Genomic DNA, 23,761 nt, shown 5'->3' with positions numbered 1-23,761 from the left:
CTGATACGAGAAATGAAGAGGTTGTTTAAATAAAAACGGCCCTTAACTCATGTTAAGGGCCGTTCGGAATTTCAAATTACAGTTTTACAACGTTTTCTGCTTGTGGTCCACGAGCGCCTTGAGTTACGTTGAACTCAACACGTTGGCCTTCGTCCAAAGATTTGAAACCGTCGCCAGTGATTGCGGAGAAATGTACGAATACGTCACTTCCACCTTCAACCTCGATAAAACCGAATCCTTTGTCTGCGTTAAACCATTTAACTGTACCTGTTTGCATGATATTACCTCCAATATATTATTTAACACATGTCCTTTTATTCCTACGTATTGTACGAACAAATAAAAATTCACACATTGTAAAAGGCTTCATAGACACAAATGCAACCTTTAACAATATGTGAATTAAGGTTTAAATTTGATTAACTTCATTGTAGCACACATATTTAATAAATGCAAAGCCTAAGCAATATAATTATTTTCGGCCCATTTGCCTAATCCTCTTAGACATAGAGCCGAAGTCTAACTTCCTTAATCTACATACCCCGCAAGGCCCTTGTCCATTAAGTAATCCATTTCTGCATCCAGGATAGTTTCTACTGTCAGCTCGTCCAACTTAACGTCACGTTGACTGGTTACATAATCAACCAGATCATCATTATCGATGTCGACCTCACCCTTAGCATCCGCCTTGGCATTATTAATAAAGGTCTGCTCATGCTTCAGCACCAGCAAAATCAGCTTAGGATCTACCTTGGTCTTGTCCGATATTACAGTTACCAGTTCTTGTTCATTAACCTTATCACTCAAAATGTTGTCATCTCCTTACTTATAGTGCAAAAACATTGTAGCATACTAACCTTACCTCCACCACGGGGATGAAGGGTAATCGGGTGATTGTACAAATACAGTCTCCCCTATTCTAGGTGTGGCAAGCAGTGTACCCCGTTCCTTGGCTGCCTGCCAAGCCCGTTCCACCGGATCTGTCCAATCATGCAGGGCGAGGGTAAAAGCCGCCCAGTGAATCGGGATCATCAGCTTCCCTTTAACATCCAGATGAGCTTGGATGGCCTGTTCAGGCATCATATGAATGGCTGCCCAGCGCGTATCATACTGGCCGCATTCCATTAATGTCAGATCAAACGGTCCGTACTTATTTCCAATCTCTAAGAAATGAGGGCCATAGCCACTATCTCCGCTAAAAAAGATACTGCAGGTAGCAGCCTTTATAACCCAAGAACACCAGAGTGTAGAATTACGATCCAATAAACTTCTGCCGGAGAAATGCCGGGCTGGTGTACAAGCCAGCTGCAGTCCTTGGAACTGGAATTCATCCCACCAATCATGCTCTTCAATGCGTTGGGGTTCAACACCCCATCTGATCAGGTGAGCACCCACCCCTAAGGGGACAATGAACCTCTTAGCTTTATCCTTCAGTAATTGGATAGAACCATAATCAAGATGGTCGTAATGGTCATGCGAAAGCAATACAGCATCCAATGCAGGTAGATCACGAACCTCTACGGGCAACTTCTTACTGTAGCGACGTCCGCCTATCACCGGAAAGGGCGAGGGCGAGGTTCCAAGCATAGGATCAATAAATAGGGTAACCCCGTTTACCTCGAGCAATACGGCGGAGTGACCGAACCAGGTCACCTTTGTTTCCTGGACTCCCTGCGTAAGGTTTAATGGTTCCGGCAATAGGGCATTTTCGGGTTTCGAGCGTGGGTTTCCTTTAATAAACTCACCTAATATAGAGAGCGAGCTACGTAAGCTGGTGTCCATCACTGTAGGAATCTGGTTCAGAAACTTACCGTTCGCATATTGAGGTGAATGGATAAGTCGATGCCGGTTATTCCTTGGGACTCTTCCACCAAAGGATGGGTAGTAGCTCATTACCAAATAGGCAACTGTAAGGATAACTACAATAATCGCAGCAATAATAATTAAGGTCATTCCTGAGTCCTTCTTTCATGCTATAGGGTAGATAACTCTCGATTCATTATAGAACAAGCATCTCCCCCACTTCAATTTTACAGCAATATAAAATGAACTATAGAATCTAATAAAAAGGCAGAAGTAACGAAGGGGGATTTTGGAACTGGAAGAGCGATAGCGACCGCCTTTGTCTCCGGATTTCACCCGCTGTCAGCGGTATAAATCAAGAAATCTGGAGACAACAGCGGCTGGAAGTCCAACATTCACTGTAGTTACAAGTAAAGCCAATTAGAAATTCTTAAGTTCAACTCATATAGCTGACAAAAGCAGTTGTGAGCCGCGTTGAATTATGACAAGATAAACCCAAATCCACTACAGATAAAGGCGGCTGAATCTATGATCGTTGTCCCTACTCTTGATGCAGATAGCAATTACAATAAGGCCTTACGTTATATCGATAAGGTATACGAAGAGCTTGTTGCCCGAAATCCACAGGAGCCGGAATTCCACCAAGCTGTGAAGGAGATTCTTGCCTCCTTACTTCCCATTCTTGCTGCGGAACCGAAATATCAGGATCAAGCCATTCTGGAGAGGCTGGTCGAACCGGAACGACTCATTACCTTTCGGGTGCCTTGGACAGATGACCATGGCAAGGTCAGAGTTAACCGGGGATATCGGGTGCAATTTAACAGTTCCATCGGTCCCTATAAGGGAGGGCTGCGTTTTCACCCCTCCGTTAATGCCAGCATCATTAAGTTTCTCGGCTTCGAACAAATTTTCAAGAACGCCCTTACCGGCCAACATATCGGAGGAGGCAAAGGCGGCTCGGACTTTGACCCGAAGGACAAATCAGACGGAGAAATCATGCGTTTTGCTCAGAGCTTCATGACAGAGTTGCAGAATTACATCGGCCCAGATGAGGATGTACCCGCAGGAGATATCGGTGTTGGAGCGCGCGAGATCGGGTACCTGTTCGGGCAATATAAGCGGATTCGCGGTGGGTACCCTGCTGGAGTCCTAACCGGCAAAGGCATATTATACGGTGGAAGCCAGGCACGTACAGAAGCAACTGGTTACGGAGCGGTTTATTTTGTGAACGAGATGCTGAAGGAAAACCACTTAAGTCTGCAAGGAAGCCGGATCATTGTATCTGGCTCCGGTAATGTAGCTATTTATGCAATGCAGAAGGCAGAGCAGTTGGGGGCCAAGGTGGTCGCTTGCAGTGATTCCGCGGGCTACATCTATGATGAGAATGGCATACACATTAATACGGTACGACGTCTTAAGGAAGTGGAGAGAAAACGAATTAGTGAGTATGTGAAGGAACATCCTCAGGCTGTCTATTTCCAGAATTCCACGCAGATCTGGAGGATCCCTTGTGATATAGCTCTTCCTTGCGCTACGCAGAACGAAATTGATGAGGTAATGGCAAGAACACTTATAGCAAACGGCGTAAAAGCCGTGGGGGAAGGTGCCAATATGCCATCTACCATTGAGGCTATACACCTATTCCAAGAAGCCGGAGTACTATTCGCACCCGCTAAAGCCGCCAATGCAGGGGGCGTAGCCGTATCTGCGCTTGAAATGGCTCAAAACAGCATGCGGTTATCGTGGAGCTTCGCGGAAGTAGATGCCAAGCTGCATGAGATTATGGGGAATATCTACCGCCAATCCATGGATGCTGCTCAGCAGTATGGACAGCCCGGCAATCTACTCGTAGGTGCCAACATCGCCGGATTTAGAATCGTAGCGGAAGCCATGCTCGCTGAGGGTGTTATTTAAAATCACAAAGAGTCCCCGTATCCGTTGTTTATTCGGATACGGGGACTCTTTGTAAGACTATAGGTTCCAGCCGAGAATTTGACGTAAATCGCCATCCCAGATCTGTATATTGCTTTTGACTTCTATATTGGACGGAGAAGAAGCTGTATGAATGTAACAGGAGTCTATACCTACACTTAATGCCCCTTCAATATCTGTTCGAGGATCATTGCCGATCATTATAGCCGAGCTTAAATCGGCATTATATGTAGCCGCTAAATAACGATAGAACAGCGGATCCGGTTTACTCACTCCGGCAACTGAGGAAATCGCAATCCCGTCAAATCGCTGTATGATGCCAAGCATCGTCAACTCAGCCTCGATAAACGTCTTCTGGCCGTTCGAGAGTAAGAACACTTTTTTACCCTGTTCTCTTAACGACTGTAGCATTTGGGGAACTCCGTCATACAGCGAAATATGAATCATAGACAACGTCCGCAGCCATCTTACCGTTTCCTGCAACCAAGCCTCACTAGGCTCCTCTCCCCATTGACGAGCGATAGACCGAAAGACTTCCTCCATCACGAAATCAGGATACTGGCAGTTTTTCGCGGCCTCCTCAAGCTGTGCATCCCTCTCCAGCAGAAATCTTTCTTGAAGCTCCGCTCCCGTTATTGCCATTCTATGATAACCAAAATGAAGGGCCAGCCTCTCCCAGACCACTGGATCTTCTTCATCTGTCTCTATATCAATAAGTGTGCCGTACAGGTCAAAAATATACGTTTGATACATGGGTAAGTCTCTCCTTTATCAGGCCTTCAATTTCCGAGCCAGAATTATAATAAGCAGCAGCGATACTACGATTATAACGGTGTTAAATCCCATTTTGCTAAGGAATCGATTCGACTTCGCTGAAGCATCCGTTATTGTTTGCTCTAATACAGCAGCTCCAAGCTTAGACAGTCCCACATCTCCCGCCTCTATAAGGGTCTTGAAATTGGATATATCATACTGCGGTGTAGAAGCCTCTACATTCCCATATAGGAGTTGGTAAGGTCCTTCCCCAGCCTCTGCGAACACAAGCTTATCTACTAGATACTCTGTGCTTATACCCGAGATATGGATAGGTGTATCATCACGATTATAAATTACAATCCTGAAGGAGGAGGATGAGACCCCATGGGAAGGAACAATATCTGTAGCCTCAATCCGAGCATCCTTAAAGTCTAACCGATACAGCTCTCCGTTTCCTTTCGTGCTAATACCCTGCCCCTTATCATCCAGAAGTTCATATCTTCTGGTAAAGTTACCCGTGCTCTGCAGCAGTACCTTAGACACCTTTAGGTGGTTGTTATGAACGAGAATATCTGTCCGGTTCCCCTCCTGCTTAATCTCGTAGTTCGGGGTGTGTTGACGGAGGAAGCTTGTCGTCCTCAACGCCGTATTGTTGTGAAGCAGCTGCAGCTTATCAAACTTAAGATTCTCAATATTATCTTTCACAAGGAGGCGGTAATGACTGAACTTATATGTGGATCCCAGCTTAACGCGATTCTGATTCAGTCCATCCGTAGAGTATAAGTCGCTTTTATTCAGAGTCTCCCACGTATTGCCATCATAGCTCCCAAATACCTGAACATGCTTCAGAAAAGCTTCATCCGGAAGTTCAAACACTAAGGTATCCCCTTGGATATCCGCATTCTCTCTAACAGGTATGATTTTATAATCAAATAGGGTGTCCCTGCCTTGCTTGGCATTACGAATCAAACTGGAGTCGTAGGTGACTACGCTCTCTTCTGTAACTTCGGCTTCGCTATCGATATAAAAGGGGATATACTCCCCTTTGCCATTCACAATTCGCAGATCTCTTAAGTCACCCGCCGCCTGTCCGTACACCTCTTCATCCAAATAGAATTGTTGATAGGCGGCCTTGCTCTCCAGTTCAATCTGCTTCGAGAACCGCCATTGGGTACTATCGGCTCCATTCGGAGCAGAAGCGAAGCTTTCTACAGGTATGCTTAGACTGATTAGGCTGAGCAGCAGCGTCAGACTAACTTTTAAGTTCACTCTCCGCCGCAGCATGGGTTTCCTCCATTCTGTTCGAGACCTTTTGATACAAGTAGGAAATCCCTAACAGACACATCCCGAAGCTGAAGTACGCAATGATTTTATTGCCGGTGTTAAGAAGACTCAAGTCGTAAAGCAGCAGCTTGCCTGTCGCCAATAGGGTTAATCCTAGACCAAATCGACGGATGTATACGTATCTTTTGCGGAAGCCATACATGATAAACAACACCGCAAGCAGCAGATACACAAGACTGAAGATTAACCCGGCATCGTCCAGTTGCAGTTGTACACCCAAAAATGATGTAATAATACTAAGTAAATAGACTCCCATAATGACAGGATACAATTCAATGCTCTTGTAATTTCGCTGAATGACGGCAATTAACAAATCGCGGCCGCTAAACCATACGAAAATATTAAAGACAATGAGCACGCCCAGTACGATATAATCCTCCCCCGTATTTTGCGCAAAATCACCCTGCAGACTCGGCAGACCTACGGTAATAGCGATACAGATGACGTAGCCGAACCCATATAGAAACATTGTAAAATATTTAACAATCAGGTCATACATAACCTTCACCTTGGGTAATCCATAAGCTAAAAGGACGGATACAACCGCATACAGCAGCAAAGTATAGAAGGTTGTATGTGGGAAGTCCTCCGGTAAGACCAGCATATACAGATGTCTTGATTCATATAAAGCATACGCCCATACATTCAGTAACGCCGGATATTTGAACCCAACTGTCCATTTAACCTCCTGTGGGCTGTGGTATAGCAAAATATTATTCTTATTATTCTGGACAGCGTATAACACAGCTACGGAAAGCATCCCTGCCGTAATAAAGGTATATTTGAGCGCAAAGTAGGGATCACTGTAATTTAGAAATGTACCTTCAGTTATTATATGAAGCGGTACGTTCAAGCCAAAAAACGACCCGAGACAGAGCAGCAAAATACCCCAACCCGTTCGTTCCACTCCCTTGAAGCGGTTCATATTGCCTTATACGGTTAGAACAACAGCCTCTACCAACCATCCTATGGACCACCATTCTTCCCCCAACTGGAAGGGAATCATCAGAACGGCAAAAGTCAACGAGGTAGCGTAGAAGAGCAGCATACTCTGTTTTTCCTGAGGCATTAACTTCTCCAAGCCCCGGCCAAGACCCAGATACATCAGGCATAAGAACAGCGCCAGCCCACCCTTGTAATCCGTAAGTCCCGCATCGACAAACAAATCAAACAAGGTAACACAGCTGATAATGGTATTGCACCCCAGCAATGAAAAATCCCACCCGGATAGCTTGGAGCGATATTTGAACGGATACCATAGCGTAATGCCAAGATACATCCCAAAGGTCAAGACGGCATATAGCATACTCACACCGTTACTATCCGACAAAGAGATCAGCAACAGCATCGAAGGAACATTAAACAGAAAGCTGAGATAATTGACAATAATCCAACGTTTCCGAAGAGAAATCAGCAGAATGAATATATTCAGCAGGAATAAGTAGCCCATGGCTACATAAACCGCACTGCCTGTAAGACCAAATGCACCTATGTAAGAAAATAACGGAAGGTATCCCCCGATAAGCCCGAGCGAACAGATACTTCTGGATTTACACCTTAACGACAGTATTACAGCAGTCAGCGTGACGAGAACAGACAAGGATAGCCCCACGTAAATACTTATAATATCCAATAAAAAGTAGCTGTAAAAGATAGAGCCGTACAGTACTGAAATCCCACCGCCAAGCAAGCCAATAGCAAACGCACCTTTCCCTTTACGGAAAAGCCACTCACCAGCGCCTAGCATAAGCGCCCCCAGCAGGAAAAAAGCGCTCCCCTTCATATAGTCCGTTAACCAATTCGAATATGTATATCGGAACCCCGCCCCTACCGCTAAAATAAAGAGCAGGATTGCGAGTCTGTTAATCCAGTGAAGTCCTATCTTCATCTCGATTTGATTCTGCTTTCTTCTGCGGAGGAGCACTTCCTCACTGACTTCCTCCGAGGAAAAATCGTTTAGTCTGTTATCAATCCCAGAAAGCATGCCATTCTCCGCTTCCTTCTGACTCTGGCGGCGAAGCAGAATTTTCTCATTTAACTCTGAAGATATACCGCCGAGTTTTTGGGCAATCTCTGTCTTCTCCTCACCCAGCTGGCGGGAAGCCGTATTGTAGAAGCGCTCGATCCGGTGCTTCACTTCTATTTCGAAAGAGCTTAGCCGGTCCGTGTAGGCTTTGCTTTGGGATGCAAAATATGTCTGAAGTTTTTGGCGGGATACCTTAATAATGTTGAGTTTCTCATCCATAATTTGTTCCGTAATCGCAATCCTCAGCTCCGAGTTCTCCTGTTGTAGCTTCCCTACTTGTACCTTCAACTGCTCCAAGGCCAGTTTGTGTTCCTCGTGTTGCTTCTTCAAAGTTACGTTCTCGTTCACTAAATCATGGCTCTCATATTCCGTGACTAACGCCTGATATTCCCTAACAAGCCCATCCTGTTGCTGTTTCATGGACCGCAACCGATCTGTGAATTGCTCCATAGCGCCCCCCAATGTCAAATGTTGTTAATATTTTCATTCTACTACAAATAAGCAATAGTTTTAATGTTTTTGTATAGTAAAAAGACCATGAATTCTATACAGATAGAGTCATAGTCCACTGCCTTTTACGCATTTCTAATAATAGGTTGGTTTCTCAGGGTAACTTTATTTTTTCCAGTGGCCTTAGACAAATATAAAGCTTCGTCTGCTTCCCGATATAAGTCCTCGAAGGTTGCTCCATGTTGCTCTGTGTAGGCTATTCCAACACTTACAGTAAATTGAATGGTTTGTCCTTCATTTAATTGTACGACATGATCTCCCATCGTTGCGCGAAACGCCTCCGCCTCTTCCAATGCTCCCCATTCATCACTTGCAAAGAAGCATACAGCAAATTCCTCCCCGCCTACCCTTCCGACAATACCTTTGTTTCGGTATGAATGCTGAATTCTCTCGGAAAAGGCAAGTAGCGCCTGATCCCCAGCCAAATGTCCGTATGTATCATTAATTAATTTGAAATCATCGATATCGATCAATAGAAGAGCCATACCGGCCCCACCATGTATACTATGATTTTCAACCAGCCTCATAAAATGCCTTCGGTTGAAGAGTCCGGTCAGATCATCAACCGTTGCCTGGTGAACAAGCTCACGTTCATAACGCTTTTTATCGCTATGGTCGCTAATGATAATCAACATTCCGGCGGTATTCACATTGTTCCGCTCCGTTGAGACTAGTGTTGCCCCATAGCAGGTACCTTCTTGTTCGGGAAGCTCAATCTCGAAATCGCCTTCTTGTCTTTGCTTATAATACATCCGAATATTCCAGTGTTTCTCGAGCAGGGTGTGGATGCTCATGCCCAGCCAGGTACCAGGTGAATGCCCCGTAATATTTGATAAATACATTTCTCCCGCAGCATTAATATCAATGATTTGGTCGTGGCGATCGGTAAGAAGGATACCGTCCTTCATATTTTCAAATATTTTATGCTTAGCCAAAGGGTAAATGGAGGTATTAGGGTCACGGAATATAGTAAAGTAAGCGGTTAGGGTTGCCGGCAGGATGACCATTGCTGTGAAACCCGTAATCTTAATTTTGAGAAGCGGAAGCACAAATATAGTAACCACTGGAATAAGGAAACCGGCCAGCATCGTAATATTCCGTATGAAATATGCCCTAGGGGCCTTTACCAAGGCAATAGCCAACAGCAGGGCTGCATACAAGCTGAATATCTGATCGTACGCAATAAACAGCATGCTTAACCAAGTAGGCTGAACCGAAATTCCACTAATACCAGCTATCGTATCCATCCTCACATGACTGCGCATCAGATGATGGAAGGAGTCCGTACTGATTAATAGGATATCGAAGATCACCGGAATCGAAAACAGGAAAAGCCTTTTGGATAGTCCACCCGGAGGTCGGGCGACATAATCCTTAACAACGGCATAGGTAAATAGAGTACTAAAGAAGAGCGGGATTTGCTGCACATTTTTCCACCATAGCTTGACTGCGAATGTAGTAGAAAGGATCTCTGCGGCCGTTGCCGCAAATATTAAGCTGACGATGATCATTAGATTCCAAAGATATCGCCTCCCTGGAGTCTTACGGTATTTATGAGAGCTTATACCCATGTAGAGACTGAGCACACTACCCATTAACAAATAATACGGATATCCCTGCATCAAAGGCATGTCATAAGTCTCCTATTTATAGAACTAATTTCCCTTATTATATCCTACAATTTCCCACAAATGAATGAGGTAAATAAAAAAAACAGCCGACACTAAGGCGGGGCCACTGAAAAAGTGATTTTAAAAAAGGTGCAGTTACTCCTTACAAAAAGGAGGAACTGCACCTTTTTCCTGTATACTTAAGTATCATGGGGGAAATAGGTGAGCCGGAATGATTCAGAAACAACAGACCTTGGTGTTGAGTCCATACATCGAACTCTACAATATGGTAGTGCCGAAGGATAACTTGCTTCGGCAAATCAACGAACTTGTAGATTTTTCATTTATCTACGAAGAACTTCAAGTGAACTATTGCCTCGATAACGGGCGTAATGCCATCGACCCGATTCGGATGTTTAAATACTTGCTCCTTAAAGCAATATTTGAATTGTCTGACGTGGACATCGTGGAACGGTCCCGGTATGACCTGTCCTTTAAGTATTTTCTGGGGATGGCGCCAGAGGACCCGGTTATGGATCCCAGCTCCTTAACCAAGTTCCGCAAGCTACGCCTGAAAAACATGAATATGCTGGACTTACTCATTGGGAAAACCGTGACACTCGCCATTGAGATAGGAATCCTGAAGAGCACTGCAATTATTGTGGACGCAACCCATACCAAAGCGCGCTACAACCAGAAGTCTCCGCAAGAGATCCTTCAGGACCGGGCCCGGAAAGTACGCAAAGCTCTCTATGCGATGGACGAATCCGTCAAGACTAAGCTGCCGACGAAGAATACCAGCACAGTGTTGGAAGACGAGATCTCCTACTGCAACAAACTCATACATACCGTCGAAAACGAATTGGGCCTACCATTGGTACCGAAACTGCAAGAACCGCTAAACCTGCTAAAGGAAACCGTGGAGGATGATGTGGAGCAGCTTCGAATCGCAGAAGACGCGGATGCGCGGGTCGGGCACAAAAGTGCGGACTCGTCCTTTTTCGGATACAAAACTCACTTGGCTATGACAGAGGAACGCATTATTACAGCGGCCATTGTTACAACGGGCGAAAAGAATGACGGTAAACAACTGCAAGATCTGATTGAAAAAAGTAAAGCCACGGGGATGGACGTCCGAACGGTAATTGGAGATACGGCTTATTCGGAGAAGGACAATCTCATCTATACAAAGACGAACGACATGGAACTGGTGGCCAAATTAAACCCGATGATTACGCAAGGGAACCGCAAGAAAGAAGATGAGTTTGAGTTCAACAAAGACGCTGACCTGTATGTCTGCAAGGCCGGCCACATGGCGATCCGCAAAGCACGGCAAGGAAAGAAGGGTGTCGGTAAAAACCAGGTGGTCACGTATTATTTTGACGTAGAGAAGTGCAAGCGATGTCCATTCAAAGAAGGGTGCTACAAGGAAGGATCCAAGACGAAAACCTATTCCGTGAGCATAAAGTCCGACGAGCATTCGGAGCAAATGGCTTTCCAAGAGAGCGACTATTTCAAAGACAAGTCAAAAGAACGGTACAAGATTGAAGCCAAGAATAGCGAACTGAAACACAGACACGGGTACGATGTAGCCATATCCTCGGGTCTCTTAGGCATGGAGCTACAAGGAGCAATGGCGATATTCGCAGTTAATCTGAAGAGGATTTTGAAGCTACACGACTAATAAGGATTATGGTTGTGCAGCCAAATACAGCAAAAAGAAGACATCTTCCCTGAGGGGGTGATGCTTCTTTTTGAATGTGACGAAGCACTTAATCCAAAATGGTTAGTTCTTCAGTGGCCTCCACTAAGGCCGACTGTTTTTTATCTTTTCTAGAATTTGATTATACCTGCAGAGTGTAAGAACACGAACAGTACAAGGATTGGAGCGACAAATCGAAGCATAAACAGCCAAACACGGAACCAGAGGCCTGTAAGACCTGCTTCATCGCCAATACCCTTCCAGAAGTATCCTGCAAACACCGTTACCGCCAAACCGCCTAATGGCAGAATAATATTGGAGGCTATGAAGTCCATCCAATCAAAAAATGATTTTCCGCCAAAAGTTAACCCCGGAACCAATCCAAAGGATAAAGCGGCAGGAAGACCGAGAAGGAAACAGCCGGCAATAATGATCCATACTGCTGTATTACGTGACATCTTCCAGCGCTCAATGGCATAGGCTACGGGCACCTCTATTAACGATACTGTTGATGTCAATGCGGCGATAGCCAGCAGTATAAAGAATAACCCCCCGAAGAGTGTTCCAAACGGCATGGCTGAGAAAGCCGCCGGCAGAGCTATAAATACAAGCGTAGGCCCCTGCGCCTGATCAATCCCAAAGGAAAAGGTTGTCGGAAAAATAATGAGTCCTGCAATAAAGGCATACAATAAGTCACCGCCGCCGATAGCAAGTGTAGCCGCACCGAGCGATTGCTTGCGATCAACATAAGAACCATAGGTCATCATGGCGCCCATACCCAGCGATAGAGAGAAAAAGGCATGACCCAGAGCAACCAAAGCGGATTCAGGAGTCAGCCTGGAGAAGTCTGGCTTAAGGAAAAATTCGACCCCAGCCTCTGCACCAGGCAAGGTTAATGCGCGTACCATTAGAATCACTAGTAGAACCAGCAAACCCGGAATGAGAACCTTATTAAATTTCTCAATCCCTCCAGAAATTCCTCGAGCTACAATCCAACCTGTGATGATTAGTACACCGGCCTGCCATATAATCGGGGTGTATCCAGAAATGAAGCTGCTGAATTGCCCTCCGAAGTCATCGTTTGCGAAAAGTTTACCGCTAAACGCTTGAACTGCATAATGAAATGTCCAACCTGCTACGACAGCATAGAAAGACATAATCATAAATGCCCCTATTACTGACAGCAATCCCATACCGCCCCATGCCTTATGTCCGCCGACTTTAACAAACGAACTTGATGCGTTACCCCGGCCTCCCCGGCCAATCGAAAGCTCAGCCAACAATACAGGTAACCCTACCGCTACCAAACAAACAATAAACAGCAGGAAAAATGCTGCACCACCGTATTGGCCCGTAATATATGGGAATTTCCACATATTACCTAGTCCCACGGCACTGCCGATCGCTGCCAGTATAAATCCGGATTTGGTGAATTGATCCGGTGAACCCACCAGCTTTGTTTCACTACCTTTTTTCGTGCTCATGTTATTCCTAATCCCCCAGTTCATCTTCTTTCTTGTAGCTTGTCTATAGCTTTTCATAAGTATACTAATGAATGATACAGGTAGTACAGTGAAATGTTATATAACATGTGACAATAATTTTACCAATTGAACGCATGAACGCAAAAAAGGACATCCCGGGATGTTCACTAACCCGGGATGTCCTTTTATTTTCCAGCTTTGTCTTATTTCTTTTGAGCCAGACGTTGTTTGAACTTATCAACTCTACCGCCTGTTTCGGTATCTCTTTGCTTACCAGTATAGAACGGGTGGGATGCAGAACTTGCATCTACACGAATTACCGGGTATGTGTTGCCGTCTTCCCAAACCATAGTCTCACCACTTGATTTAGTGGAGCTGCTCAAAAATTTGAAGCCAACGCTGGCATCTAAAAAGATAACCTGATTGGTCTTCGGATGTATGCCTTCTCTCATTACAAAATCCCTCTTTCCAAAATATATTGATCCATCTTGTATTGCAAAAATACCCAGAACCTCTCCGAGCCTACCTATAGTATAACTCCTAGAAAGAGATAAATGCGTAATTTTTACGGTTTATTGAGGAAAATAGTCAAAACAGCTATAGTAACTTCACCAATTAGATTCAGAAGGATCATAGAAATGACCTGCGGAGGAACATTACTTACCGGCAATTCTCCTGTAGGTTGACTCATCAGCTACAACGTAGAGTCTGGCTTCCCTCGGAATAGCCTCGCTAAGTTTACGGTTAATACTGAGATCGCTGCGGTCGGCCAATAAAGTTGCCCCTTGATTCAGCAAAGCATGAAAAGCATCCCCATAAGTCTTCCAAGACCCATCAACCGGAATTTCATAAATGTCATCACCGTGCTGCCTGCTGAGAAGCTGGCTAATCACTTCGGAGTTCCCCTCTTGCAGAGCCGCCCGAACCGCAAGCCTGGATATGGCATCATGCGACAGGACGAAATCATTCACATGAACATGCCTAAAGTTCTGAATGTTCTTCTCCTGCATGATTTCAACGGTGGTATGTACATGGGGTGCAATGCGCTCAATACTTGAGGCAATAAGCAAGGACTTCCCATCAATAAGCGCAGCCTCATCAATTCGGGCATCCCCGAACACAATTGCGGCCTTAGCTTCCCCAATATTGGCTTTGCTTAGAATATCATCCGATGAAGGATCGCCGCTAATGAAATGCACCTGCTCCATATGCTCCAAAGGATGTCGACTTGATTCATCAATAACAACAATGTGGCACTTCGGTGAGTAACAAAAAATCTCATCCACCGCCGCTTGCGTTTTTTTATTCCAATTCAATAGAATGACATGTTCCTTGCCGCGAAAGCTCAATGTTCCCGCCCCCCTCCGTCTTTGAATCTCTGCAATAGAGTCAATAACTTTCCCAATAACCAAGCTTAACAGCCCAATTCCAAAAACATATAAGAACATGGTAAAGGCCTTGCCAACCACAGTCTTTGCAAAATAATCGCCATACCCAACGGTAGCCATAGTAGTCATAACCCAGTAGAACGCATTAAACCAAGTTTGGAAGGTCTCCGGCTCCAGTAAAAAGGCAATAGTTGCGCTTACAAGAATAAAGCAAAGGATAATTAGACCAATGGTTTTCTTGCTCAATCTCATCATTCTTGTAGATACTCTGAGTAAGAAATGCATTTCTTCACCTCCTGCGGATTGAATAAAGCTGCCTCCCGAGAGGTTCGAGGGCAGCCCTGCATTAGATCTATAAACACCTCTTTAGATAATCAAACTGCTGACCGCAAAAGCCGTTCCGATAAATACCATACACAGCAAAATCCCAACGGCTACGTTGCCTTTTTTCAGATGCTCGGAAATCGTAAATCCCGGTGTAAGCAGCTCGAAGATCCAATAAGCCGCCACCAGACATACATAGCCTACAGCGAACCACATCATCATAAACCAGATAGATGTATTCGTAAAAGCCGCTACTCCGAGGATAATGGCTGTTGCCAGAAATTTACCGCCCCATGCCAAAGCCACTGCCACATTACCATTCTTCAGTTCTTCCATATCCTTAAAAGGAGTCATCCAGCTGAAAATAACCATGCCTAAACATTGCAGCAAAATGATTACACCCACACTCACTACTAAATTAATAACGATCGTCAATTCGCCCACCCCCGAAATTTTGCATAGGCCGAATCATAGTCGGCGAAATCATGCACTTCCTCCAGAACGACGGAAGCGGTCTTCTTTTTCTCAAGTGCCGTGTAGCGTTTGTCGTCAATCGGCTGCTTAATCCGGTTACCAGATGGCAGCTCAAGCACGGCGAAATTTCTGGTCTTGTTATTGTATTTCGTCTTGTATACACCTACGAGATCTACATCTGTGGTGACAGCAACTTTTAGATTCTTGAGATCGTCAACAGCCGTTTTATGGTCACCGTACGATTTGATTGTACTCCATGAAGAGAGGCGGATAGTGTTGCGTTGATCGGCATCCGTGATTAGCTCTGCATCCATGAATTGCAGGGTCCAGATTTTATCCCCGGTAGCATAGTTTCCATCGTTAGGCAGTAGTTCCTCATCCGGCAGTACGGTCATATCACTTCCAATTAAATCGCCAACCGTACTCTCTACCACCCGATAATCCCACGGGACCTTGGAGACGCTATCTGTGACCTCTTTATCCGTATGAAACACACTTTTTTCATTCCCCGAGCAAGCGCTTAGAAGGACAATCATAAGCATGAGCAGCATCAGTCCAAGGGTACGTGCGGCGGGGGTTTTTCTAGCATACTTCATGGGGATTTCTTTACTTTCCGTATTTACTGGCAATTATCTCACTCCCAACGCGATAAATTGACTGGCATTGCCTGTAATGAGTCCACCGGCACGCCCGAGCAGCCCGCAGGGCTTCCCGTTAATTACAAACATGCCGATTAGCAGATGGAATTCTCCGTTTGGCGTCTGAATCCGACCCATCTCGGCCCTCTTTTGGTACACCGACGGAAATAATACGCTGCTGTCATACCCGTCCTCATCCTGGATTTCCAGTGCTCCATTACTGTCAAACAGACGAACAGATCCACCTTCACGTCCGAACATGGACTTGGATACAAAGCTCCCGGAGAATATCGGTTTGTTATACGTAGGCAATATATAGCTTGCAATCGCCTCTCGTTCTTTTTCATCAAACAGCAAACCCAGCTCATACATTCCCCAGACCACAGCAAGCAGTCCTTTGGATTGCAGAAGAATACTGTGCGGTGTGTTAAATAGCTGAAGCCGGCCTGTCTCCACTGCATAGGCAAGGGCATCCCCGCCTTCGTCGACTGCCATCCATTCCTTTGGATATAAGGCGAACATCCGCTCAATCACATGGTCTTCACTGTCTTTTACAATGCCCTCATCCACCCACAAATCCAGACAATCCACACATCGTATGTTCAGACCGCTGTGCCGTACCAAAGCATCAATCGTACCGGAATCCTCCTGATGAGAACCATAGGCGACACAGGCTGCTGTATCCGGCTGTTCTACTGCCCATGCAGCGGCTAAGTGCTCCTTCATCTGATCATTCGGACTAGATATTCCAGCCTCCCTGCAAATCCACGGAGTGGCAATAGAGGCTTCAACATAACCGGTAGGCGTATCTGCATTCAGCTCAAGAAGTTTAATCGTACCGTCATTCGCCACGGCAAAATCAAAACGGGCATAGCGGCTGATTAACCCCTCCGGGGGAAGTTCGCCTTCATCAAGCATTTCCCATAGCACGGGAGGGATACCTATTAAATCGTACAAATCCTGTTTATGGTGAATATAGCGTACAGCTTTGTCAAGGACTGCCCAGAGCTTGGACGATGCCTCCTCCAACTCCCCATATACATCCGTGGGCATGGTCACTATGCCATCCAGCCAGTACTCTTCCTCCTCCAGATCCGCCCAAGTGAACCCAAGCTCATTCAGCTGTGCTGCCCGTTCTGCCCGCTGTAGACCCGAGTGATCCACAACTTCAAATATGCTATCTCGGTCACTCATCCGCCAAAGCTGCCTTTACTGGCACCTGATTTCGAACCTGATTTTGAAGAGCCTAATTTACTTGATGTACCGCCAACTCCGCCGGTTTTGGCGTTCCCGCGTCTTGTGATGGAGCCTGATGTTGATGTAGAAGTTCTTGGTTTAACTACAGAGCCGGCAACCGGCTTGTTCTGAAACTTAGTGTTGTCATAGGTACGGGGCTTATAAGAGTTTCGGGTGCCCGCGTAATAGCCAGGATGGTTGTTGTACCATCCTCTGGATGAATAGAAGGAGCCGCTGTTAAACAGCATGTGATACAGCAATAGATCATCCCAACCGAAGCCGGAATGATAACCGCCGTAATTATTGATTACGGTGGTTCCGTCAGTGGTAACGGCACCCTGCTCTTCCTGTACAACTTCTGTTCCTTCTTCCGGGTAGGGAATGTTCCAGTCTACATTCTTGTCGAAATAAGCCTTAACCTCCTCGGTGGACCATGACACCAATTGCGGTTCATCTCCTGAAGCGCCGCTTGAGGCGACTGCCGGAGTACCCGGGATCAGCAGCGCATTCGCTAGCAAAGCAATCCCGAGTGAGGTCGATAATACACGGATCGGTTTGCCCTCCGGGGTAAATAACTTGGAAACTGCCTGTTCTTTAATCTTTTCATCCTTAGCCAAGAGAAAGTCCTCCTCCCTTATCCCTTCTATTCTTCGTGCCGCATAGGAACGAGTAGAAGTTCTAATTTCCCTTCATCCACATTCAGTCTGCCTTCTACCGTCTCGAACTCACGGCCGCCAACCACCAGATAGTTCACATGCTCCAGGGCAGCAACCATATTCATACTCCAGATGCGTTCTTCGATCATTTGAAGCTCGCCGTCCGGCTTTTTCTCGAATAAGATGACACCCATGCCATTCTCCATCCTGATTTCACCCTTCCTTAATCATTACATGTGTTTTGATACGTTCTTAGTACAGTAACGTTTCAACACGCACCCTAAAGGCATTGGCAAACCTTCCCATAACAGAATATTACCTACACTTATGAAACGCAATGATTTATACACGAAGCAGAAACCATAGTATTCATTAACCACTATTTACTCTATTTCAAAAAAGGAGGGGCCAACCCTTAGGTTAACTCCTCCTCATCATTATATTCATTTATGCTCAAAGTTGGTCAATCTCTGGCTTATTAGGCGGATTGTGCTTCCTTAGCCACACCAGAAGTTACTTCATCCTCCCGAGTTCTAGACAAGCAGATATTCAGAATAATGGCAGTAATTGATCCCGATACAATACCGTTCTGCATAAGCATTCTAGCGAACTCTGGAAGTTGATCGAACATCGAGGGCAAAGTAGCCGAACCCAAGCCCACGGCGATACTGCAGGCTGCTATGAGCAGATTGCCATCTTTACGCAGATCCACCTCGGATAAAATAGCCATACCGGAAGCGGCAACGGAGCCAAACATAATAATCATCGCCCCACCCAGCACCGCATTCGGCACTACTGTAGTTAGGGCAGCAAGTTTTGGCAGAAGACCCAACACGACCATAATACCGCCTGCCGCAAAAATAACATTACGTGTTTTTACGCGAGTCAACGAGATCAGACCGACATTTTGTGAGAACGCCGTATAAGGAAAAGCATTAAATATACCGCCAAGAATAATAGCAAGACCTTCTGAACGCAGACCGTTTACAATTTGCTTCTGCTCCACCTTTTGCTCCGTAGCTCTTCCTACTGCAAAGTAAACGCCGGTGGATTCCACCATACTTACAATGTTCACAATAATCATTGTGAATACGGCTGTAAGGTTGAACTGCGGTTTACCGAAATAGAACGGTTGGGCGATACTAAGCCATGAAGCTTCTCCAACGGATGAGAAATGAACCATACCCATGCCATAAGCTATGGCGGTACCCACTACTAATCCTACGAGCACCGACACTGAACGAAGGAACCCTGTTGCCAAACGGTTAACGGCCAGAATAACAAGCAGTGTAATCAACGCCAGCAGCAAATTGCGGGGCTGTCCAAAGTCCGAGCTGCCTTGGCCCCCGGCTACATTATTCATCGCAACAGGAATAAGAGAAAGACCGATAATGGTAACAACCGAGCCTGTTACAATTGTTGGGAAGAACTTGAGCAGCTTGCCATAAAGCGGGGCCGCCAATACAACGAAAACACCGGATAAAATAATGGCGCCATAAGCTGTTGCCAGATTAGAGGTTGAGGCGATGGCAATAATCGGGCCTACCGCTGTAAAGGTACATCCAAGAATAACCGGCAGTCCGCTGCCGAAGTACTTGGTACCCATAACCTGCAAAAGAGTAGCCAAACCGCAAGTGAACAGGTCGGCTGCGATTAAGTAAGCCATCTGGGTGGTACTCAGCCCCAGTTGACCTCCCACAATCAACGGTACAATAACTGCCCCGGCATACATTGCCAGCACGTGCTGAAGCCCTAAAGCAAATACCTTTTGTTTACTTAACATCCTGCTGCACTCTCCTTAATCGGTTGAATGTAATGATTATCTTCTATAAAATGCACTTCTCCAGGGGACATCGAGGAAATTCTGGCTAACGAATGTACGGATACACCCTTGTCTTCCAGCAGACCTCGTCCTTCCTGAAAGCTTTTCTCAATGACACAACCTACCCCGGCCAATGACGCGCCGGATTCTTGCACAATATCAACCAATCCTACAAGCGCTGCACCTGTTGCCAGGAAGTCATCCACGATAAGCACATGATCCTCTGCCCCGAGATACTTCTGCGATACGCTGATCTGATAGTGTTCTCCCCGAGTAAATGAATGAACGGGAGCTGTATAGACACTCTCAGCCAAGGTAATGACCTTCTTCTTTTTAGCATAAATAAAAGGAACACCTAGGGCAATCGCCGTAGCCATGGCAAACTGTATGCCGCTGGCTTCAATTGTGAGTACTTTGGTAATCGGTTGATCGCCAGCCCCAAACACTCTACTGAATTCCTTACCGATAGCCAGCGCCAACTCCGTATCCACCTGATGATTCAGGAACGAATCCACCTTCATCACGGTGTCGGACAGAATCAGCCCTTCTTGTCGAATGCGTTCTTTAAGTACCTGCATGTTTCCATATCTCTCCTTCTTGGCAATAAAAAAAAGGACAGATTCACCTGAGTTGTTTCTCTCAAGTGAATCTGTCCTTCTGGGTTTTTATCCCTGAGTGGTGTAACACAAAACTGTGCCCGCAACGCTCGGTCCTGACCTTCTACGCCAAACAGCAATGAAGCGGAACCCTAGATGCGCTATTTCACTCATAGTCGGATAATTTCAGTGGTTATCCGGTAGAAACTTATGGGCCATATTCCCAAGATTATATGAGTTATTTATGAATGTTGTCCTTTAATACTTTGTATATATTACACGCTATGTATTGTTGTTACAAGGGAAAATTTCACGTTGTTACAGAATATTTTCAGGATTAATTTACATCTAGCTTTCATTCGATAATTCGGAGCTTAAACTAGGAGGGAATTGATTTATTGGTCTATAATAAGAGGGTACCTACAGAAAAGGGCGGGTGAACGGAATGCTTCGATTAAATGGCGTTAGAACAGGATTGATGCTGGGCGTCTCGCTAGTACTGGCAGGAATTATCTACTTCTTTGCAGCGAATTGGAGCGGCTTGGATCGAATAGAGAAGATTCTTATTTCTGCGGGATTAGTACTGCTGTTCTATGGAATATCCTTTACCTTAACCCGGTTGAAAGCTATGCCTTCTGTCCATGCTTTTCTTTCCGATCTATTTTTGTTAGGCGGCTGTATTTCCTTTGGGATTGCTGTAGCTTTACTTAATCAGATTTATAACTCCCACGCGGACAGCTATACCCTATTTATGATATGGGCGATACCTGCGGTACTTCTGACTTGGATTACTCGCTATAACCCTTTCTACGTGCTGTCTTATGCGCTGATCCATCTTACCTTATGGTTCTATTTCTTCCCTTCCTCCCTATTTGTGGTTCATAGTGAGGAACAGCGACTAGGGATTGGGCTGTTGTTTGCCGGTATTAATCTTCTCCTGTTCGGGCTTACGGAGATACATCGGTTACGGTCTGTACCCATCAAATTCCTCAGTTTTATCCTCATCCATGTTACCCTGCTGATCCTTACAAATTCCTGGGCTTTCGAAACCTATGGCATTTGGATGAATATTCTAAGTCTTGCCGCAATTGCCTTTGGCTTCTATTACTTCATTCGAGTCCGGTTGGGTAGAACCTTCCTAACCCTGAATGCCTTAGCTGCTTCTGCCTTTGCTGTCTTTAAATTTATTGAGCTCGCAAGCAGACATGCCTCCATCTGGTTTTTCTTCTATGGACTGGTGTTTGTGGCGATATTATTAACCTTTAATGTAGGGTTCTTCCGTTACCTGAACAAGCTTGGCCAACCTTCACGTTCCGAAGCCACTGAAGAAATTACTGAAGAAAAGCCAGAGCACCCTAACACACTGCTTACGGGTAAGATCGTCTCGGTCATTGTTACCGTTATCGGAGTGATTATCGGAAGTATTTCTTTAATTGGTATTGTATTGGTGGCTTCCGGTCTTAGTGATCCTGAATATGTACTGCTCACTCTAGCTTTAGTATTTATCATTCCCATGATCATACTGCCTCGTGTCAATACGGTTGTGAGATATACAGTACTTACTATCGGCTATATTACCGGGATTGCAGCTATTGTATGGATTGATTCCCTAGGCTTGTCCCTCCTATTTATGGCTCTGTCTATAGCAGGCTGGGTTCGGCTTCAAGGAAGTAAGCAACGTTTCCTAACCTACGCGCTTCTGAATCTTAATGTTGCCATCCTATTGTTCCAAATGCTTGATACGATAAGTAGATCAAATCATATTTCCACCTTCATCATACTTGTATTAACGCTCCTAAATGCCGTTCTGTATGCTCTGCATTTTTCAATCCCACAGAGCCCGATAAGGCAGCATGTAAGAACCGGGGCGTTCTTCTTCACTCTGTTATTTATGTTCTGGTTAACCTTCCTGGGAGATATCTTTCCCTATTCCTATGAGCTGTTCAATGTCATCTATTTTACTGTAGTCACACTGCTGGTATTTGGGTTCCTACGCCGCGAACAATCCTTTGATGCCGGAGTAAGTCTGGTGTTCTGGTTCGCATTCCTGGTGTATAAATACTACGATATATTCTGGTCGCTATTGCATAAGTCTGCAACCCTTGCTCTATTGGGTATTATCATTATCACCTTAAGCTACTTCTTTGCCCGCCGATCGGTGATTGCCGAGCCTAACGTTGAGCAAAGCGGGTTGCTGCGAAGAAATTTTGTGCTGATTGCTATTATTGTTGTATTGCAGTTTGCATATCTAGGGATTTATTCCGTACGAAGTGAGATTCTGTTAACAACAGGGACAACAGTGAAGCTGGAGATTCAACCCCTTGATCCCAGATCATTGCTTCAGGGCGATTATGTCGTCTTGAATTATAGTATCTCAAGCCCTCCCGAGTCGATAGCTTCAGAACTGGAGGATTACCGCGGTCAACGCAAGGTTAAGGTGGTTCTCTCACCGGATAACAGAGGAGTATATATCTTTGATCGCTTATTGAAGAATGGAGAAGCTGTTGCCGAGGGAGAAGTAGTTATTAACGGAAAATTAAGCGGATGGGGACCCATCCGCTATGGTATTGAAACGTATTTTGTTCCCGAAGGTACCGGACTGGAGGTCCAGGCCAAGGCCCGGTTTGCATCCATTCGAGTTAACACTCACGGAGATGCACTTCTAGAGTCGTTATCCTATCAATAACCGATTAAGAAGCGTCACCTGCTGGTGCGGGATGGGCTTTAATATACTCCAGTGCATTGTAAATCATTACTGCGGCTTCAGCACGGGTGACTTTTTGTTTTGGGTTGAAATTCCCTTTGGCATCCAATTCAGCAATGTTCAAAACAAGTGCACGTTGAATCGATCCATCATAACCATTGGTGAATTTATCAACGTCGGCAATCTCAACCGGAATGATCTTAATCATAGGCAGATTGCTGTGTTTTTCCATAGCTATGATAAGTTGATGCGTGAACTCTTCACGGTCCCACACTTTGTTCGGATTCAAATCAGACGGCAAATCCATCCCGTTATTCGCAGCTATGATTAGAGTGTCTGAATACCAGGCATCGTTCTTAGCATGAGCATAATAATCCGTTGCCTTTGGTTCTTTAATAAAGCGGATCAAGTCAAGGTTGAGATCAAGTGCCTTAACCACCATTTGAATTCCCTGTGCTGCCGTAATAGGAGCATTTGGTGCGAAGCGGTCTCCACCTACTCCGTTAATCAAACCCTTATCTTGCAAGCTTACGATTTTATCCTTCGCTTTTATATTTCCTAGGTCTGTAAAAGTTGCTGACGCTGCAAAGCTTTGTCCCGCGAAGGAAAGAGTCAAGAGCGCAGTACCCGTAAGTGCAAGACTTTTTATTATGTTCTTCTTCATTTGGTTCACCTCGTGGATTTTATTGTGCTGGCAGGGTGTATTCCCTCTTTCAGACGGAATCCACTGATAAAGGTTGCAAGCTCTAGACGCCT

22 protein-coding genes and 1 riboswitch are annotated in these 23,761 nt (G+C 45.3%); of the genes, 3 read left to right on the top strand and 19 right to left on the bottom strand.

Annotated elements, in window-relative coordinates:
* Nucleotides 1-76: 76 nt before the first annotated feature.
* The 3 genes from PWYN_RS12965 to PWYN_RS12955 all read right to left on the bottom strand — a co-directional run bounded on the left by PWYN_RS12965 (nt 77) and on the right by PWYN_RS12955 (nt 1,953).
* Nucleotides 77-277: a cold-shock protein gene (locus PWYN_RS12965; protein ID WP_019914790.1), complete on the bottom strand. Its 201-nt coding sequence runs from the start codon at nt 275-277 to the stop codon at nt 77-79.
* A 251-nt stretch (nt 278-528) separates the two neighbouring features.
* Nucleotides 529-807, bottom strand: a complete 279-nt coding sequence (locus PWYN_RS12960; protein ID WP_036652271.1) for a hypothetical protein — start codon at nt 805-807, stop codon at nt 529-531.
* A gap of 51 nt (nt 808-858) precedes the next feature.
* Nucleotides 859-1,953 (bottom strand): MBL fold metallo-hydrolase, encoded by a 1,095-nt coding sequence (locus PWYN_RS12955; protein ID WP_036652268.1) that lies wholly within the window; start codon nt 1,951-1,953, stop codon nt 859-861.
* A gap of 378 nt (nt 1,954-2,331) precedes the next feature.
* Here PWYN_RS12955 and gdhA point away from each other — a divergent pair, with 378 nt between their 5' ends.
* Nucleotides 2,332-3,717 carry an NADP-specific glutamate dehydrogenase gene (gene gdhA, locus PWYN_RS12950; protein WP_036652266.1) on the top strand — a complete coding sequence of 462 codons (1,386 nt, stop codon included), beginning with the start codon at nt 2,332-2,334 and terminating at the stop codon, nt 3,715-3,717.
* A 57-nt stretch (nt 3,718-3,774) separates the two neighbouring features.
* Here gdhA and PWYN_RS12945 read toward each other — a convergent pair whose 3' ends face one another.
* From PWYN_RS12945 to PWYN_RS12930, 5 genes are all read right to left on the bottom strand, one after another.
* A complete protein-coding gene (locus PWYN_RS12945; protein WP_036652264.1) occupies nt 3,775-4,488 on the bottom strand; it encodes an HAD family hydrolase in 714 nt (237 codons plus the stop codon).
* Nucleotides 4,489-4,506: 18 nt separating this feature from the next.
* Nucleotides 4,507-5,775 carry a DUF3999 family protein gene (locus PWYN_RS12940; protein ID WP_036652261.1) on the bottom strand — a complete coding sequence of 423 codons (1,269 nt, stop codon included), beginning with the start codon at nt 5,773-5,775 and terminating at the stop codon, nt 4,507-4,509.
* Entirely contained in the window at nt 5,744-6,760 is a 1,017-nt protein-coding gene (locus PWYN_RS30035) for a DUF2339 domain-containing protein (protein WP_240479732.1), read from the bottom strand. The genes PWYN_RS12940 and PWYN_RS30035 overlap by 32 nt, the downstream gene beginning before the upstream one ends.
* 6 nt (nt 6,761-6,766) lie before the next feature.
* Nucleotides 6,767-8,311 carry a DUF2339 domain-containing protein gene (locus PWYN_RS30030; RefSeq protein WP_240479731.1) on the bottom strand — a complete coding sequence of 515 codons (1,545 nt, stop codon included), beginning with the start codon at nt 8,309-8,311 and terminating at the stop codon, nt 6,767-6,769.
* Between the two features lie 125 nt (nt 8,312-8,436).
* On the bottom strand, nt 8,437-10,002 hold the full coding sequence (locus PWYN_RS12930) for a histidine kinase N-terminal 7TM domain-containing diguanylate cyclase (RefSeq protein ID WP_036652256.1): 1,566 nt from the start codon (nt 10,000-10,002) through the stop codon (nt 8,437-8,439).
* 211 nt (nt 10,003-10,213) lie between these two features.
* Here PWYN_RS12930 and PWYN_RS12925 point away from each other — a divergent pair, with 211 nt between their 5' ends.
* Entirely contained in the window at nt 10,214-11,665 is a 1,452-nt protein-coding gene (locus tag PWYN_RS12925) for an IS1182 family transposase (RefSeq protein WP_036648568.1), read from the top strand.
* A gap of 149 nt (nt 11,666-11,814) precedes the next feature.
* Here PWYN_RS12925 and PWYN_RS12920 read toward each other — a convergent pair whose 3' ends face one another.
* From PWYN_RS12920 to PWYN_RS12875, 10 genes are all read right to left on the bottom strand, one after another.
* Nucleotides 11,815-13,167, bottom strand: a complete 1,353-nt coding sequence (locus PWYN_RS12920; RefSeq protein WP_036652253.1) for a sodium-dependent transporter — start codon at nt 13,165-13,167, stop codon at nt 11,815-11,817.
* Between the two features lie 203 nt (nt 13,168-13,370).
* On the bottom strand, nt 13,371-13,619 hold the full coding sequence (locus PWYN_RS12915; RefSeq protein WP_036652249.1) for a type B 50S ribosomal protein L31: 249 nt from the start codon (nt 13,617-13,619) through the stop codon (nt 13,371-13,373).
* Between the two features lie 204 nt (nt 13,620-13,823).
* Nucleotides 13,824-14,840 (bottom strand): potassium channel family protein, encoded by a 1,017-nt coding sequence (locus PWYN_RS12910; RefSeq protein WP_036652246.1) that lies wholly within the window; start codon nt 14,838-14,840, stop codon nt 13,824-13,826.
* Nucleotides 14,841-14,921: 81 nt separating this feature from the next.
* Nucleotides 14,922-15,314, bottom strand: coding sequence for a DUF350 domain-containing protein (locus PWYN_RS12905; RefSeq protein ID WP_036652241.1), 393 nt, complete (start codon nt 15,312-15,314; stop codon nt 14,922-14,924).
* Entirely contained in the window at nt 15,311-15,949 is a 639-nt protein-coding gene (locus tag PWYN_RS12900) for a hypothetical protein (protein WP_036653798.1), read from the bottom strand. Before PWYN_RS12900 ends, PWYN_RS12905 begins: the two co-directional genes overlap by 4 nt.
* 33 nt (nt 15,950-15,982) lie before the next feature.
* Complete coding sequence (locus tag PWYN_RS12895) at nt 15,983-17,185, bottom strand: glutathionylspermidine synthase family protein (RefSeq protein ID WP_036652238.1); 1,203 nt, start codon at nt 17,183-17,185, stop codon at nt 15,983-15,985.
* Entirely contained in the window at nt 17,182-17,844 is a 663-nt protein-coding gene (locus tag PWYN_RS12890) for a hypothetical protein (protein WP_036652234.1), read from the bottom strand. The genes PWYN_RS12895 and PWYN_RS12890 overlap by 4 nt, the downstream gene beginning before the upstream one ends.
* 26 nt (nt 17,845-17,870) lie before the next feature.
* On the bottom strand, nt 17,871-18,089 hold the full coding sequence (locus tag PWYN_RS12885) for a hypothetical protein (protein ID WP_036652231.1): 219 nt from the start codon (nt 18,087-18,089) through the stop codon (nt 17,871-17,873).
* Between the two features lie 272 nt (nt 18,090-18,361).
* Nucleotides 18,362-19,666, bottom strand: a complete 1,305-nt coding sequence (locus tag PWYN_RS12880) for a nucleobase:cation symporter-2 family protein (protein ID WP_036652228.1) — start codon at nt 19,664-19,666, stop codon at nt 18,362-18,364.
* Nucleotides 19,660-20,283 carry a xanthine phosphoribosyltransferase gene (locus PWYN_RS12875; RefSeq protein WP_036652225.1) on the bottom strand — a complete coding sequence of 208 codons (624 nt, stop codon included), beginning with the start codon at nt 20,281-20,283 and terminating at the stop codon, nt 19,660-19,662. The genes PWYN_RS12880 and PWYN_RS12875 overlap by 7 nt, the downstream gene beginning before the upstream one ends.
* A gap of 171 nt (nt 20,284-20,454) precedes the next feature.
* Nucleotides 20,455-20,558, bottom strand: a riboswitch (purine riboswitch).
* A 188-nt stretch (nt 20,559-20,746) separates the two neighbouring features.
* Between PWYN_RS12875 and PWYN_RS12870 the strand changes: the two genes are divergently transcribed.
* Complete coding sequence (locus PWYN_RS12870; protein ID WP_205622746.1) at nt 20,747-22,987, top strand: GDYXXLXY domain-containing protein; 2,241 nt, start codon at nt 20,747-20,749, stop codon at nt 22,985-22,987.
* A 4-nt stretch (nt 22,988-22,991) separates the two neighbouring features.
* Here the strand turns inward: PWYN_RS12870 and PWYN_RS12865 are convergent, their stop codons facing one another.
* A complete protein-coding gene (locus tag PWYN_RS12865; RefSeq protein ID WP_036652217.1) occupies nt 22,992-23,669 on the bottom strand; it encodes an S-layer homology domain-containing protein in 678 nt (225 codons plus the stop codon).
* Between the last annotated feature and the right edge of the window lie 92 nt (nt 23,670-23,761).

It is taken from the genome of Paenibacillus wynnii (assembly GCF_000757885.1).
In the GTDB taxonomy this organism is placed as follows: domain Bacteria; phylum Bacillota; class Bacilli; order Paenibacillales; family Paenibacillaceae; genus Paenibacillus_AQ; species Paenibacillus_AQ wynnii.
Note: the sequence above shows the minus strand (reverse complement) of the source record. Positions and strands in the feature narration are given on the sequence as shown.